Raw genomic sequence first — 15,866 nt, 5'->3', positions numbered from 1 at the left:
TTTGAATCATCCTTTCTGAAAAAGATCCTGCCGCCACTAAATTCAGATTTTTATTTCCCTAAAAACCCCTAATTGAGTGCCAGGCACACCTCTTATCCGGCATATTAAAGTTATGAATCATTTAGGGTTAGAAATATGATATTCATCATCCAATTCACAATTTTTCCTGTAAATATTATTAGCTGTAAAACGTATAATAAATTGAAAATAAATGGTTTATTGCTTTTGGGAATAGGCAGGGCCAGGAATAGCAGAATACCACAAGCCTGAAAAAATCCAGGCCTCCACAGCTTCTGAAGGAGGGTTGTTTTTAAAAAATGTCAGGAAAGAGAAATGTTGGGTGGGAGCTTCAGAAGTAGAGGGTTTGGAGTGAAAACAATGAAGGTCTTTCTTCAAAGAAGTGGATGACTGATAATATTCATACAGGATTTAATCACTGCATCAGCCGCTATTATTCTTTATGGCTATTTTCTGAAAATCAGTTCTTTTGTTGGTAAAATTGGAACAGTATTGAGGCTTTGGGAGGCATAAGAAAAAGCAGGCAGTAAATGAAGGTAGAAGCGGCTTTTAGACATTAAGGTGTTGAAAAGCCTAGTAGGCAGAAGGGATGCAGTATAACATGAAGAAGACCTGAATTTAATTTTAATTCTACAGTGAACCTCTCTGCTACCACAGAAAAATTCGCAAATAAAAATTAAGAAAAAAATCAGGCCTTTTGATCACCACAACCGGAATCGTGTAGTAATTTCATGTATATATGCTATTCCGCTTTCGCTCCCAATTCGAACCACCGTTCGGTTTTCTTTTCGATCTCGTCGATAACCGATTGTAATTCCAGGGAGGTTTTATCGATTTCTTCCCCGCTTAGATCCTTCAGGAATTTCTTCTGAACTTCTTCTTTTTTCTTCTCGAGGTTATGGATCTCTTTTTCGAGTCTGTTGTATTCTTTCTGTTCGTTATAGGTAAGTCCGGGGGAAGCTTTAGCTTCTTTTTTGATTTCCTTCTTTTCTGTTGATGGATCTGCTTTTTGCACTATTTCCGGAACTGCGCTGGCCTCATATTCCCTGTAATCCGAATAATTTCCGGGGAAATCTTCTATCTCGGAATTCCCTTTGAATACAAACAGGTGATCCACGATCTTGTCCATGAAATACCTGTCGTGAGAAACAACCAAGAGATTTCCGGGGAAATCGAGCAGGAAGTTTTCCAGCACGTTCAATGTCACGATATCAAGATCGTTGGTAGGCTCATCGAGGATAAGGAAATTAGGATTCTGAATTAGAACGGTACACAGGTAAAGCCGCTTTCTTTCACCACCGCTGAGTTTCTCAACGAAATCATATTGCTTTTTACGGTCAAAAAGGAATTTTTCCAGCAATTGTTGTGCAGAAATCTGCCGACCTTTTTTCAGCGGAATATATTCTCCAAATTCCCTGATGACATCAATGACCTTTTGACCTTCCTTTACTTCAATTCCACGTTGCGTATAATATCCAAACTTCACAGTTTCTCCAATCACCACTTTTCCGGAATCGGGTTCCATGTTTCCGGTGAGGATATTCAGAAAAGTGGATTTTCCGGTACCGTTTTTTCCGATGATCCCGAGTCGGTCGCCCGGCTGGAAATTGTAATCAAACTTGTTCAGGAGTTGTTTGTCTTCAAAGCTCTTGGATATCTTGTGCATCTCCACAATCTTGTTTCCCATCCGTTCCATATTGATCTCCAGCTGTACCTGATGATCATTTCGGCGCTTACTTGCACGGTCTTTGATCTCGTGGAAATCTTCAATCCGGGATTTGGATTTTGTAGTCCGGGCTTTGGGCTGCCGGCGCATCCAGTCCAGCTCTTTTTTGAAAAGCTGCTTTGCTTTATCGGTGTTTGTTTGTTCCAGGGAAACCCGATCTTCCTTTTTGTCAAGATAATAGGAGTAGTTTCCTTTATAGGTATAAAGATTACCATCTTCAAGTTCCACGATTTCATTACACACACGTTCCAGGAAATACCTGTCGTGAGTGACCATGAAAATGGTGAAATTTTCTTTTCTGAAAAATTCTTCCAGCCACTCGATCATATCAAGATCAAGGTGGTTGGTAGGCTCATCCATGATGATGAGGTCCGGTTTGTGCAGGATCATGGAAGCCAGGGCCAGACGTTTTTTTTGTCCACCACTAAGCTCACCAACAAGTTTGTCCATCTCTTCCAGCTTCAGCTTAAAGAGGATTTGTTTATAGGTGGTTTCAAAATCCCAGGCCTGGTGGGCCTCCATCTGCTCGAAAGCTTTCTGATAAGCATCGGCATCATCGGGATTCTGAAGCGCTTTTTCGTAGCGTTCAATCGCTTTCAGGATCTCATTGTCGGCAGCAAAGATTGTTTGCTCCACTGTTAGCTTCGGATCCAGGTTTGGTTCCTGGGGTAAAAAGGCAGTGGTAATGTCTTTGCGGTATACCACATTTCCCTCATCGGGAGAGTCGGGTCCTGAAAGGATATTCAGAAGGGAAGTTTTTCCCGTTCCATTCTTGGCAACAAAACCTACTTTCTGGCCTTCGTTAATTCCGAAGGAGATATTGGCGAACAATTCCCGTTCCCCGTAGGCTTTGGCTATATTTTCAACTGATAAGTAATTCACGTACTGGATATTTTTGCAAAAGTAGCTAATTAGATGGTGAATAAAGAAAGAATGTTTTAGTACTGAACAAGGGAAGGAGTAATGCAGTAAAGATGTGATACTGTGAGGTTGTTATGAGGTTGTGAATTTTTTGAGGCTGTAGGAATAGATTTTTCCTCCTTGAAAAGGAGGGAAGTTCTTAGTTACGGGTTAGTGCCTACGGCACCAGCGAGTTTCTCGTGCTAAAAGGAGTATTTTTTATTTATTCCCACATCAGTTAATTATTTCGGGTAATTTATTTAAACTGGTCTTTAGCCCCTCTCCTTTGGAGAGGGCTGGGGAGAATATGAGGGCCGGAGAGAGGAATAACATAATATTAACACTACGACAATAATTCTCTAAATGTTTTGTTATTAACCTGCAAGACTTATATTTGCCTCATTCATAGCCTTGTCCCTAAATGAATATAAAATACTTCTTTGTAATAGTTTCAGTCCTTCTTTGTATGTCTTCCTGTGTATCCACAAAACGCCTGAAGTATCTTCAGGAGAGTGAGGCAGTTGACAGTATTATTTCCGTAGAGCGTATTCAAAAACCATATAGAATTCAGACGAATGACCTGCTAAGTATTAGAGTGAAAGCTTTGGATCAGGAGCTGGTAGGGATGTTCAATCCTATCGGGGAGGAAAATCCGAATGCAACGGGAGAGGAAAGAATGTATTACGACGGATTCCTGGTGGATTCCCACGGAAACATCAGGGTTCCTACTTTGGGTGAAGTGAATGTGCTTGGGTATACCGTGGAAGAAGTTCGTGAGAAAATTGAGGAGGCCTTGTTGGAAGGCTATTTTACGCAGGAAGCAAATATTTTTGTTACCGTGAAACTCGCAGGAATCAGGTACACTACCATTGGAGAAATAGGCTCCGGAAGTCAGGTGATCTACAAAGAGCAGGTAACCATTATGGAAGCCATTGCAAACGCGGGGGATATCACCGATTATGGGGATCGTACAGATGTGGTGATCGTGCGACAGTATCCCGGAGGGGAGAAACGTCATCATATAGATTTGACGACCATAGATGCAGTAAAATCACCTTATTATTTTATTCAGCCGAATGATTTGATCATTGTGAATCCGTTGCCACAGAAGGCATGGGGATTAGGTACTACCGGACTTGAAACTTTCAGGACAGTAACTACCGTACTTGCATTTTTATCTTCAGCAATTCTTTTAATTACCCGATAGCAGATGGAACATGAAAGTGATCACATATCAGATGTAGGCTCCACCTTTGATTTTAAAGGCTTTGTGCTCAAGGTATTCAGTTATTGGCAGCTTATCCTGCTTTCCGTGGCAATTAGCCTTGGAGTGGCTTATTACAACAACGTTCGAAAATTACCGGTGTACAGGTTGGGAAATATGATCTCCATAAAAGATGATCAAAACCCTTTTTTTACCAGTAATACTAGTCTTACTTTTAACTGGGGAGGAACTTCAGATAAGGTAAATACGGCCATGACCATTTTAACATCCCGTTCGCACAATGAGGAAGTAGTGGAGCGTCTTCAATATTATATAGGATATCAAAAAGACGGGGAATATCAAAGGGTAAATGCTTACGGGCAGACTCCTTTTAAATTAATTGCCGATACTTCTGCAAATCAGGCGCAGGGCAAAACATTTACCGTTGAATTCAAAGATCCACATACCTTCACGTTGTCGACCACTTTTCAGGGCGGCAGTGTCGGTGTAATGAATTACGGTACTAAAGAACGAGGTTCTGTAGTAGTGGAGGAAGGAGAATTTAGCAGGGAATATAAGCTGGGGCAACCTATAAATCTTCCGTTTTTTAATGGAGTGCTGGAACCGACGAATATGGAACCTGTTCCGGGACAGCCTTTTTATCTTCAGTTTAAACATTTCGACGGGGTGGTGGGCAGGTTCAAAGGCATTTCTGTAAATGCGCAGAGCAGGGGGGCTTCTGTATTGAATCTTGCGCTCACAGGTGATAATAAAGCTGAAATTGTAGATTACCTCAATGGATCGGTAAGGGTTCTGAGTGAAAATATGCTGGAGCGAAAAAACCTATTTGCCACGAAAACAATCAGGTTTATTGACAGTAGTCTGGCAGTAAAATCGATGGAACTTCAGAATGTCGAGGATGAACTGAATCTTTTCAGAAATCAGAATGCCATTGTGGATATTTCTGCGGAAAGTAGTCAGCTTAACAGTAAGCTTCTAACGCTGGATGTCCGTAAAGAAGATATTACCCGGCAGCTGGCCTACTACGAAACTTTAGAGGATTACCTGCAAACCAGGAATGATTACTCCAATGTGCCCGCGCCTTCGGTGGCCGGGATCAACGAAGGAAGTATTGTGAGTGGGGTAGGACGAATTATTACTTTGGCCGAAGAACGTCGGAAATATCAGTATTCCCTTCAGGAGAATTCCCCCGTATTTGCAGATATTGACCGGCAAATCAATGCGGTGAAATCTATACTGCTGGAGAATATGACCTCTTCAAAAGAATTACTTCGGAAGGAGTTGCAGGATATTAACCGTAATATTGCTGTTGCAGAAACCGAGATCAGAAAACTTCCGCAGGAAGAACAGGACCTGCTGAAGATCCAACGGAAATATTCCCTTAGTGAAAAAACATATAACCTTTTCCTCGAAAAACGCAGTGAAGCCGGGCTTGTAAAAGCAGCGAATGTGAGTGATGTGATGGTCATCGATATGGCCAAGGATACCGGCGGCGGGCAAATAGGTCCCAACACCCAGCTCAATTACGTGATGGCATTGATGGTAGGAGGTGTGATCCCGCTGACATTTGTTTTCTTACTGGTATTCCTGAATACAAACGTGCACAATGCGCAGGAAGTGACGCGGTTATCTCCCATCCCTATTCTTGGAATGATTGGAAAGAGCCGGATGGACACAAACCTTGCGGTGTTCAATAAACCAAAATCTGCTATTGCTGAAGGTTTCCGGGGGTTGCGATCCAGTCTTCAGTTCATGTATAAAAAGCAGGGGGTGACGGGTTCAAAAGCACTGTTGATCACTTCTTCGGTTTCAGGGGAAGGAAAAACCTTTTGTGCCATGAACCTGGCGACGGTATTTGCCTTGAGTGAAAAGAAAACTGTCTTGGTGGGAGCCGATTTAAGAAAACCGAAGATCTTTGATGATTTCGGGATCAACAATGATGTGGGGATGACAAATTACCTGATTGGTCAGGAATCGCTTGATAGTATTATTCAGAATAGTATGGTTCCTCATCTGGACGTTATTACTGCAGGGCCTATTCCGCCGAACCCTTCCGAATTGCTGATGAACGAACAGATGGAAACTTTGATGGCCGAACTGAAGGAGCGCTACGACTACATCGTGATGGATACCCCGCCGGTAGGAGTGGTGGCAGATGCCCTGAACCTTGTAAAATATGCAGATGCAACCCTGTACCTAATTCGGCAGGATTACACCAAACGCGGAATGCTGGATGTGATCAATGAGAAATATGCCAAAGGAGAAGTGAAAAATATCAGTTTTGTGCTCAACCACTTCGTACACCGCGCCAAATACGGTTATGGCTATGGGTATGGCTACGGTTATGGATACGGATATTCCTACGGTCGTTACGGCACCGGCTACCATGAAAAAGGTCCCACAACAGGTATCAAAAAATGGTGGCGGGAGATGAAACGGAATTTTGAATAATGGCATTCGCTGGCGCTCGTGCCAAATTTATTGCTTTTTGTTTGTAGTTAGTTTTGGTTAATCTGGAATTAAATCAAATTTTCTCAATAACAGTATTTTTGAACAGAAAACAGAAAACAACAAACCAACCTCTACCACCCCCGCTCAATCAACTCCCCCAACTGCCCCTCCACTTCAGTACAAGTAATCCCTTTTTTGCTACGCAGGTATTTTTCGATCTGGATAGGAGAAAGGTTGTATGTTTCCTTTAATCCCTCGATGATGATCTTTAGATAATGTTCATTGGGCGGATTGATCTCGTCAGTCAGGAACTCCATATTGGTAAACGTGAAAATGGGATATCCTTCATCTTTTTCTAAATATAGCAGTTTGTTGTACCAGGACTCTGGTCGTTTTAGATCAAAAGCAGTGTCTTTTATAGCTCTATCGAAATCGATTGTTAGATTTCCTTCATGTATTATTTCCTGTTTCATCAGTTCGATAAATTGTTCGGTGGTGATAAGGTTCATTCGTCCAAGGGTGGAGACATTCTCGTTAATTTTAGGTTTTATGAAAGCTGGGCCGCCGCCGCTCCAGGTCTTTGATACTTTAGCAAAATAAAATTTTGTATTTATTTTTATCGGCTTACTGGCGATAGGAGCAGTAGTATCGGTACAGCCGGGATATGTACGATACGCACCTCTGGGCTTCCCTCCGCCTATATAACAGGAAAACCATTCTTCCAGTAGATTGGAACCATAACTGGCGTACCAGAGTTTGTTGAAATTTTTTTTCATTTGGGTTATTTGTAGTTTTTGTTTATTGTTCAGGGTTATCTAGTAGTATTGAATAAAGCAATTTTTAAGTGTTATCCAAATTGGAGAGCTTTTTATTAACTGAAACAGCAATGGGACCTGTCATTGCGAACCCATTGCCACGGTCGCAAAAAAGCTCTCTCGCAATAGCGTTTTTACAAGGATGCTTTTGCAATGACACTTTAAAACAAAAAACACCCACCAAAAAACATGAAATTTCCTTAAATCCCTTACCTTCGCACTTTTAAGCCCCAACCTACAAACAAGATAACAGTGAGCGAAGCGAACGATGACTGGCTCTACGAGATTACCCCGAAGCGGAAGCTCATCGACCTTAATTTTAAGGAGATTTGGCGCTACCGGGATTTGTTGGTGCTGTTTGTGAAACGGGATATTGTAACCGTTTACAAACAGACAATCCTTGGGCCTTTATGGTATTTCATTCAGCCGCTTTTTACTTCTGTAATATTTACGCTGGTTTTCAATAACATCGCTGATATCCCTACCGAGAACATTCCTCCTTTCCTGTTCAACCTCGCGGGGATTACGGCCTGGAACTACTTTGCACAATGCCTTACGGGCAGCTCGAACACTTTTAGGAGCAATGCCGGACTATTCGGAAAAGTATATTTCCCACGGGTAATCATGCCGCTGTCCATTACCATTTCCAATTTGATGAAATTTGGGATCCAGTTATTGATCTTGATTGGCTTCTATCTTTACTTTGTGTTTATTGCAGGTCATGATATTTCTCCTAATTCAAATTTGGTGTTGTTTCCGGTATATCTTTTTATGATTGCCACGATGGGATTGGGGCTGGGAATGATAATTTCAGCTTTTACGACCAAATACAGGGATTTAACAGTGCTGGTGGGATTTGCCACCTCTCTGCTTATTTACATTTCAGCCGTACCTTACCCGGTGAGCGAGGCTTCTAAGGAATTGGGCAGCTATGGTTGGATAGTGGAATACAATCCGATAACCTATATTATCGAGGGGTTTAGATATATGCTATTGGATATCGGGATTTTTACCTGGGCCAGTTTTGGGTATACATTTTTGATATCAGTCGTTCTGTTCCTGGTTGGTTTGATTATTTTCAACAGGACTGAGAAGAATTTTATTGATACCGTGTAAAATAGACCGCTGCGCTGGGAGATGTAGGACATTAGAACGCTATGCTATTAGACTTATGTGTTTCATTACACCGTTTATTCGAATGTCCTTGACCAGAACAATATATTAATTATTAGCTAGTTATGTTTTAAAGAAAATCCAGAATAGGTTACTAACTTGTTTTACTATTTCTTTTCTTTGCAAGAATCCCAATCTTCTTCAATGAGTATTATTTTAAAAGCTGAAAATATTTCCAAACAATACCGCCTGGGAACGGTGGGTACAGGGACTCTGGGCCACGACATAAACCGTTGGTGGCACACTGTAAGGGGAAAGGAAAATCCATATCTTCAGGTGGGTGGGGTGAGCAACCGTGCCTCAAAAGCCAATGAAGACTATGTATGGGCGTTGCGGGATATTAATTTTGAAGTAAAACAAGGTGAGGTTCTGGGTATTATAGGAAAAAACGGCGCAGGGAAATCTACGCTGTTAAAGATTTTGTCTCGCGTAACTGCACCTACTACAGGTAGTATAAAAACCAAAGGGCGTATCGCCTCTTTGCTGGAAGTGGGAACGGGATTTCATCCGGAACTTACCGGCAGGGAAAATATTTACCTTAATGGAGCTATCCTCGGGATGACCAAGCCTGAAATTAAATCTAAGATTGATGAAATAATTGATTTTTCGGGTTGCGAAATGTACATAGATACGCCAGTAAAAAGGTATAGCAGCGGGATGCGGGTGCGTTTGGGTTTTGCCGTGGCAGCCCACCTGGAACCTGAGATTTTAGTAGTGGACGAGGTGTTAGCAGTAGGGGATGCTGAATTTCAGAAAAAAGCCATTGGTAAGATGCAGGATCTTTCTACAGGTGAAGGGGGTACGGTACTCTTTGTAAGTCATAATATGGCAAGTGTCAAAAGTTTATGTACTAGGGGGGTTGTATTAGAAAATGGTTATAATGTTTTCGAAGGTAAGGCAGAAGAAGCAGTAAATTTTTATCTTAAATCTAGCGACAAATCAGAAGAGGCTGATTTGTTATCAAGAAAAGACAGGACAGGGAATGGAAAAATCCTGGTTTCGAATATTGAAATTTTTGGAGGAAGTAAATTAAAATTAGATTCAGTTATTTCTGGTGAATTTTTGAGATTAAGATTTTATTTTGAAGTTCATGAAGAAGTGAATGAAAAGCTGATTTTTGGTTTTTCTATGAGAGATCAGAATGAAGAGTTAAAAGCCATGGTTGTTACTGATGAAATGGGAATTGATGTTAATGATTTAATAAAAAGAGGATATATAGATTTTTCTTTCAAGAATTTAATCCTTAGAGGAGGATTGTACAATATTCAATTTACTTTAAGTAAAACAAACACGAATAAAGAAAATCATATCGATTATATGGAAAAAGCTTTTTACTTAAATGTTTTACAAGGAGATTTTTATCATATAGGTCGACTTAACCGAGCTTACACGGCGGCGATAATACCTTGTTTTGTAGATTAAATGAGAAAGGTAGTAGAATTTTATAACAAATTTGATAAAAAATTAATTGATGATTACGTTCTTGGCAATAGAAGGATTGAATCTGCAATAATTAATTTATCCAAGTTTATTCCTGTTGAATCCACTAATATATTGGATATAGGCTGTGGTTTGGGATGGAGCAGCCATGAATTTGCTAAAAATTTTCCTGCGGCGAAAATTGAAGGTGTAGATCTAAGTCCCGTGCTAATAGACACAGCTTCAAAGCTTTTTGATTTGCAAAATTTAACTTATCAGGTTTATGATTTGACAAAATCGTTGCCAAAAACAACATACGATGCGGTGGTAATGATAGATGTATATGAGCATGTGCAAAAACATGAAAGGAAAAAATTTCACGAAAGCCTAAGATTTCTTTTAAAGAAGCAAGGTAGGTTGATTTTAGCCTGTCCCTCAAAATATCATCAAACTTGGCTAAAAGAAACAAATCCTGCAGGATTGCAACCTATTGATGAAGATGTTGATTTTATGGTGATTGCAGATTTAGCACAAGGGATTAATGGGGAAATCATATTTTTTGAATATCAAAAAATATGGAGAAGCTATGATTATTTTTATGCGGTTATAGAAATTCATCCTGTTTATAACGCAATATCTCCTGTAAAAACAAACACAAAAATTAAATTAGAAGAAACCTTTGAGAAAATATACCGTGCTAAGGAACGTTTAGGGCTGGATTATGAAAAAGCAAAAATTCAAACCACAAAGAAGTTAAGTCGAAAACTGGTAAATAAAATTTTAAAGACTTTAAGGAAAAAAAAATCATGAGATTAGCCTTTGTTACAAATAAACCATATTCCACTTGTGAAACTTTTGTAAAAGCTCAAATTGATCATCTTCCTTTTGAAATAGAACATTTTTGGGGATTTAATTTACCTTTAAATATTAAGCCATCAGACAAGTTGGCAGATAGGCTAAAAAGAAGAATATGGGAAAAAGATAAAGCTAAAATTTTAAGTAGTGAATTCCGGAAAAGGAAGATTGATGTTGTGCTGGCTCATTATGGAATGATGGGAGTGAAGGTTTTGCCAGTATGTGTGGATTTAAGCCTTCCTTTAGTTGTTCATTTTCATGGGCACGATGCAGTTCGTAAATCTGTTTTGGAGGAATATGAACATTTTTATAAAGAAATGTTTTCATATTCAAGATGTACAGTCATTTCTGTAAGTCATGAAATGACTAAAAGATTGATAAAAATCGGGTGTCCACAAGAGAAGATTATTTATAACGTGTACGGACCAAATAATTCATTTTTTAAGGTTAATCCTACCTATGGTAATTCACAGTTTATTGGAATTGGTAGATTTGTGGAAAAAAAGGCACCTCATTTCACCATTTTGGCTTTTGACAAGATATTGAAAATACATCCTGATGCGAAGCTAGTAATAGCCGGGGACGGGGGGTTACATAATAGTGTCAAAGATTTGGTTCAAGCTTTGGATATCGAAAAAAATGTAAATTTACCAGGTAAGATTACTCCAGAGGAATACAAATTGTACCTACAAGATTCGTTGGCGTTTGTACAACATTCCATAGAAGCACAGGACGGTGATATGGAAGGTACACCTGTCGCTTTATTGGAAGCAGGTGCCGCAGGATTGCCTACAATTAGTACTTTTCATGCTGGTATTCCAGATGTTGTAATCCATAAGGAAACTGGATTGCTTTCCTACGAAAAAGATATAGAGGGAATGGCAGATAATATGTTATGGATCTTGGAAAACAAAAAAGAATCGGTACAAATGGGAAAGAATGCCAAAAAAAGAATAGAGACAGACTTTTCTTTTGATAAACATATTAGGCAATTGGCAGCCATTCTTGAAGCTTCGGCAAACAAAATCAGTTAATATGCTTGTTTCCATTGTCATTCCAACTTATAATCGTTCCGATTTAATTGGGGCGACATTAGACTCCATCATTGCACAAACTTATCTCCAGTGGGAATGTATTGTGGTTGATGATGATTCTATAGATTATACTGTAGAACTAATGGAATTTTATTGTAAAAAAGATCCACGTGTAAAATATTTACAACGTCCTGAAAACAGAAGAAAAGGAGCCAATGCCTGTAGAAATTATGGATTCGAAAAGAGTAGAGGGAATTATATTCAGTGGTTTGACAGTGACGATTTAATGGTTCCTGAATTTTTAGAAGCAAAGGTGAAATCAATAGAAGAACATGAGGTGGATTTTGTAATTTCAAAATCGGCCAATTTTCAAGATCCCAATTCAGAAAATATAATTAGCAGAAATGACGGGTATTACCGCTTTGATAAATTTAATTTGACAAATTATAATTATGTAACTCAAAATATAAATTGGTTGACATATGATTTCTTAGGGAAGCGGGAATTATGCGAAAAGGTTAGGTTTAATGAAACACTTTCTTCCAGTCAGGAATATAATTTTTTTTGTAAGCTCACCTGTTTTTCTACAAAAGCTTTTATCATAGATAAATTCCTAACGAACAGGAGAGTTCATTCCGACTCAATTAGAGTCAGATATAAATCAAATCCCAAAAAAGAAGAAGAGAGGAATCATATAGATTTAGAAACCTGGAGAGAAATAGCTGAAATTAAACCTGGATCTAAATCTGAAAGGTATTTTCTGTTTTCTTTACTGAAATTTGACCAACGCTCTTTACCAACCAAAGGAAATCAAAAGTATATTTTTAAAAGCATGTATAAGCAAAATAGATTAACAACTGTTTTCCTATTTCTTTTATATAGACATTTCTTTCAAATTACTGGTCGAGGATATTTTTTAAGAAGATTAGCTTTAATAGATTTTACAAATTGAACAATTTTAAATGGGATTATTAGTATCCATTATTATACCCACATATAATAGAGCTCATCTCATTAGTGGGACTCTCGATTCTGTTATGGCTCAATCTTACCAAAACTGGGAATGCATTGTAGTGGACGATGGTTCTACGGACACCACAAAAGAGCTCTTGGAGAGGTACTGCAAAAGAGACAAAAGATTTAGATACCTTCTTCGACCAAAAAATAGACCTAAAGGAGCAAATGCTTGTCGAAATTATGGGCTCGAAATGAGTAAAGGAGCTTATGTGAATTGGTTTGATAGTGATGATATAATGCTAAAGAGTAAATTGCAATACCAGGTAGAGGCTTTAGAGAACAACATCTCTTACTTTTTTTGTCTCTGTCAAACTGAGGTTATAGATACTATTTCTGGTAGATCAAAAGGGCTACGTGCTGCGCAAATTTTTTCTGATTCTGCATTTAATGATTATATCCGCCGTGAAATCTTCTGGTTAACTGGGGCTCCTCTCTGGAAAAGGGAATTTATTGATAAAAACCATCTAAGGTTTGATGAAAAGCTACAGCAGTCACAAGATTATGATTTTCATATTTCTATTCTGGCAATTTGCGATAGTTACATACCCCTTGAAGCAGTCTTAGTACAATTACAATTACATGATGGAAATATGTCTAATAGCATAATAGATTCTTCTCAAAAATTTCTTTCCAATATTGAGGTACGAGTGAGAACTCTACACAAATACACTGCTCAATTGGATGAGGAAACAAAGGCATTCTTATTTAATGATATATTTTCTTTTTTTAAATTAAGCATTTCTACCCAGAATTTATCCACAAGATTGAAATCATGGTTTATGGTAGTAAGAAGTCTGAAATATTTTAATATTCCGGTTCAATCGAAATTAAAAGAAAGCAGCAAGTGGTTATTTGGAGCCATTTCATCTAAAAGGTATTACTTAACTTCGCTAATACTACTTCCTAATGATTAGCTTATGTTCAATTATTGTTCCCTCTTACAATCAGGCAGAATTTCTGAAGGATTCTTTAAATTCTGTTTTGGAACAAAGTTATTCAAATTGGGAGTGTATCATAATAGATGATGGAAGTGAAGACGATACTTCGATCGTAGCGAAAAAATGGTGTGAAAAGGATGTTCGTTTTAGGTTTTTTTCTATCTCTAACGGAGGTTTAAGCAATGCCAGAAATTTCGGTATCGCTCAGGCAGAGGGTATTTTCATTTTACCTTTAGATGCTGACGATAAAATATCACCTGAATATCTAGAATTGGCAATTAAGGCCTTCGAGGAAACTCCCGAATTAAAACTTGTTTATTGTCTAGCAGCAAAATTTGGCAAAGTCGATGAACCATGGTCTTTGCCTCCCTTTTCCTTGATTAATTTGAGCAGAAAGAACATGATATTCTCGTCTGCCGTTTTTAAGAAAGATGATTGGGTCAAAATTGGGGGTTATGATTTAAGTATGAGGTATGGTTGGGAAGATTGGGAGTTTTGGATATCTTTATTAAAGAACGGCGGAAAGGTCGAGCAGTTGAACATCACGGGGTTCTTTTATAGAATAAGAGAAAATTCCATGATGACTCAGATCAATCATAATAAAGCGAAATATCTTTTAGAATATTTGTCTGTTAAACACGCAGACTTTTTTGTTCGCTATTATGGTTCATTCAATGAACTAGATAAAAAAAATCTTCGGAATAAGCAGAATTTTATTTCCACGTTAAAAAGCGAAAAATTTGTGTTGGATCTTTTCTGTAAAACATTTTTTGGATTCACGATTTTCGGAACATACAAGCAAAAAATACTAGATCTTGAAATCAAAAAAAATTAAATTCCTTGCTTATTATCTCCCCCAGTACCATCCTATCCCCGAAAATGATGAATGGTGGGGGAAAGGATTTACAGAATGGACAAATGTGACGAAAGCAAAGTCTTTATTCAGAGGTCATAAACAGCCTAATTTACCTGCAGATTTAGGATTTTATGATTTGAGGGTTCCACAAGTACAAATAGAACAGGCTTTATTGGCAAAAAAAAATGGTATTGATGGTTTTATATATTATCAATACTGGTTTGGTAATGGTAAGATGTTACTTGGGTTACCTGCTGAACGGATGCTCCAAAATAAAGATATTGATATTCCTTTTTGCTTTTGCTGGGCAAACGAGACCTGGAAAGGGATTTGGCATGGGATTGATGATCCAAAGGTATTGATCGAACAAAAATATGAAGGTGAAGAAGGGTATATTCGGTATTTCGATTACTTGTTACCGTTCTTTAAAGACGACAGGTATTTAAAGGTAGATAATAAGCCAATGTTTCATATCCTTCGGATTGAAGATATTCCTAATCTACAATTATTTATAAAGATTTTTAACTCCTTAGCTGTTCAGGCAGGTTTCGATGGAATTTATTTTATTTCCACATTGGTTTATAATCAAGAATTAATCATTAAAGATCCGAATATCTATGGTCATGTAGGATTGGATATATTTAACAAAATGAGATATGGACAAACTACCATATTTAATAATAATTCACTATTACAAAAAATTGAACTAAAACTCAAAAAGCTTGTAGGACATACCAATAAAGTTGGAGATAGAAAAAGGCCTCTTATTTTTGATTATCAAAAGGGAGTTCAAAATCTTGAGATAAAATTTCCTCATGAAAAGTACATAACTTGTGTTTTTCCTAATTGGGACAATTCCCCGAGGAGTGGAGAAAAATCTATGATATTTAAAAATTCGACTCCGGCTGCATGGGAGAAGCATCTAAAAAAATCTATTTCCGAATTAAGGAGTAATCCAGAGAACCCTCCTTTTGTTATAATTAAATCGTGGAATGAATGGGCAGAAGGTAACTATCTGGAACCGGATCAAAAATATGGGCTAGAGTGGTTAGCCGTAGTTAGGAAGGTCAAGCAGCATCAGTTATTAAACATTCAAGAGTAGATTGATATGATCTTTTATAAAGAAAGAAAGAAATTTACCAGAATGTTAATGAGTATCCTTAGATATTATCACTGTTTAATCTCTACTAAAAGAATAAAGACTAAGCGGAAAAGGGTATATATCGATATTTCTAATGTTGTTCTAAATAGGCATTTATATAATTTCCTGAAGTATTTTGATTTAAATGATTATACGGTCTTCTTGCCAAGAAAGAGGAAAATTATTAATGAACTATTAGTACTGATGCGTTATTTTTTAGTCGTTAAATAAGTCCAGTTGTTCTTTGTCATTTTGATTTGTTTGATATTCGGTTAAGATCTCGTACAAAGGCGTTTTA

At 38.0% G+C, this 15,866-nt stretch carries 12 protein-coding genes; 10 read left to right on the top strand and 2 right to left on the bottom strand.

The genetic code is table 11. From position 1 onward, the window contains the following. Window positions 1-760: 760 nt before the first annotated feature. Window positions 761-2,626 (bottom strand): ABC-F family ATP-binding cassette domain-containing protein, encoded by a 1,866-nt coding sequence (locus tag IE056_RS16770; RefSeq protein ID WP_189606094.1) that lies wholly within the window; start codon window positions 2,624-2,626, stop codon window positions 761-763. A gap of 484 nt (window positions 2,627-3,110) precedes the next feature. On the opposite strand from IE056_RS16770, the gene IE056_RS16765 reads away from it, so the two are divergent. Both IE056_RS16765 and IE056_RS16760 read left to right on the top strand, forming a co-directional pair. Continuing rightward, window positions 3,111-3,851 carry a polysaccharide biosynthesis/export family protein gene (locus tag IE056_RS16765; RefSeq protein WP_229793798.1) on the top strand — a complete coding sequence of 247 codons (741 nt, stop codon included), beginning with the start codon at window positions 3,111-3,113 and terminating at the stop codon, window positions 3,849-3,851. Between the two features lie 3 nt (window positions 3,852-3,854). After that, window positions 3,855-6,320, top strand: coding sequence for a polysaccharide biosynthesis tyrosine autokinase (locus IE056_RS16760; protein WP_189606089.1), 2,466 nt, complete (start codon window positions 3,855-3,857; stop codon window positions 6,318-6,320). Between the two features lie 131 nt (window positions 6,321-6,451). Here IE056_RS16760 and IE056_RS16755 read toward each other — a convergent pair whose 3' ends face one another. Next, a complete protein-coding gene (locus IE056_RS16755) occupies window positions 6,452-7,096 on the bottom strand; it encodes a hypothetical protein (RefSeq protein ID WP_189606087.1) in 645 nt (214 codons plus the stop codon). A gap of 291 nt (window positions 7,097-7,387) precedes the next feature. On the opposite strand from IE056_RS16755, the gene IE056_RS16750 reads away from it, so the two are divergent. The 8 genes from IE056_RS16750 to IE056_RS16715 all read left to right on the top strand — a co-directional run bounded on the left by IE056_RS16750 (window position 7,388) and on the right by IE056_RS16715 (window position 15,529). Continuing rightward, window positions 7,388-8,251 (top strand): ABC transporter permease, encoded by an 864-nt coding sequence (locus tag IE056_RS16750; protein WP_189606085.1) that lies wholly within the window; start codon window positions 7,388-7,390, stop codon window positions 8,249-8,251. Between the two features lie 201 nt (window positions 8,252-8,452). Continuing rightward, window positions 8,453-9,730, top strand: a complete 1,278-nt coding sequence (locus tag IE056_RS16745) for an ABC transporter ATP-binding protein (RefSeq protein WP_189606082.1) — start codon at window positions 8,453-8,455, stop codon at window positions 9,728-9,730. Next, window positions 9,731-10,537 carry a class I SAM-dependent methyltransferase gene (locus tag IE056_RS16740; protein WP_189606081.1) on the top strand — a complete coding sequence of 269 codons (807 nt, stop codon included), beginning with the start codon at window positions 9,731-9,733 and terminating at the stop codon, window positions 10,535-10,537. After that, on the top strand, window positions 10,534-11,616 hold the full coding sequence (locus IE056_RS16735; RefSeq protein ID WP_189606079.1) for a glycosyltransferase: 1,083 nt from the start codon (window positions 10,534-10,536) through the stop codon (window positions 11,614-11,616). The genes IE056_RS16740 and IE056_RS16735 overlap by 4 nt, the downstream gene beginning before the upstream one ends. A 1-nt stretch (window position 11,617) precedes the next feature. Further along, window positions 11,618-12,568 carry a glycosyltransferase family 2 protein gene (locus tag IE056_RS16730; RefSeq protein WP_189606077.1) on the top strand — a complete coding sequence of 317 codons (951 nt, stop codon included), beginning with the start codon at window positions 11,618-11,620 and terminating at the stop codon, window positions 12,566-12,568. Between the two features lie 10 nt (window positions 12,569-12,578). Next, window positions 12,579-13,547 (top strand): glycosyltransferase family 2 protein, encoded by a 969-nt coding sequence (locus IE056_RS16725; RefSeq protein WP_189606075.1) that lies wholly within the window; start codon window positions 12,579-12,581, stop codon window positions 13,545-13,547. Continuing rightward, a complete protein-coding gene (locus IE056_RS16720) occupies window positions 13,540-14,406 on the top strand; it encodes a glycosyltransferase family 2 protein (RefSeq protein ID WP_189606073.1) in 867 nt (288 codons plus the stop codon). The genes IE056_RS16725 and IE056_RS16720 overlap by 8 nt, the downstream gene beginning before the upstream one ends. Then, window positions 14,387-15,529, top strand: coding sequence for a glycosyltransferase WbsX family protein (locus IE056_RS16715; RefSeq protein WP_189606071.1), 1,143 nt, complete (start codon window positions 14,387-14,389; stop codon window positions 15,527-15,529). Before IE056_RS16720 ends, IE056_RS16715 begins: the two co-directional genes overlap by 20 nt. Window positions 15,530-15,866: the final 337 nt, after the last annotated feature.

This window comes from Salinimicrobium marinum (assembly GCF_014651535.1).
In the GTDB taxonomy this organism is placed as follows: domain Bacteria; phylum Bacteroidota; class Bacteroidia; order Flavobacteriales; family Flavobacteriaceae; genus Salinimicrobium; species Salinimicrobium marinum.
Note: the sequence above shows the minus strand (reverse complement) of the source record. Positions and strands in the feature narration are given on the sequence as shown.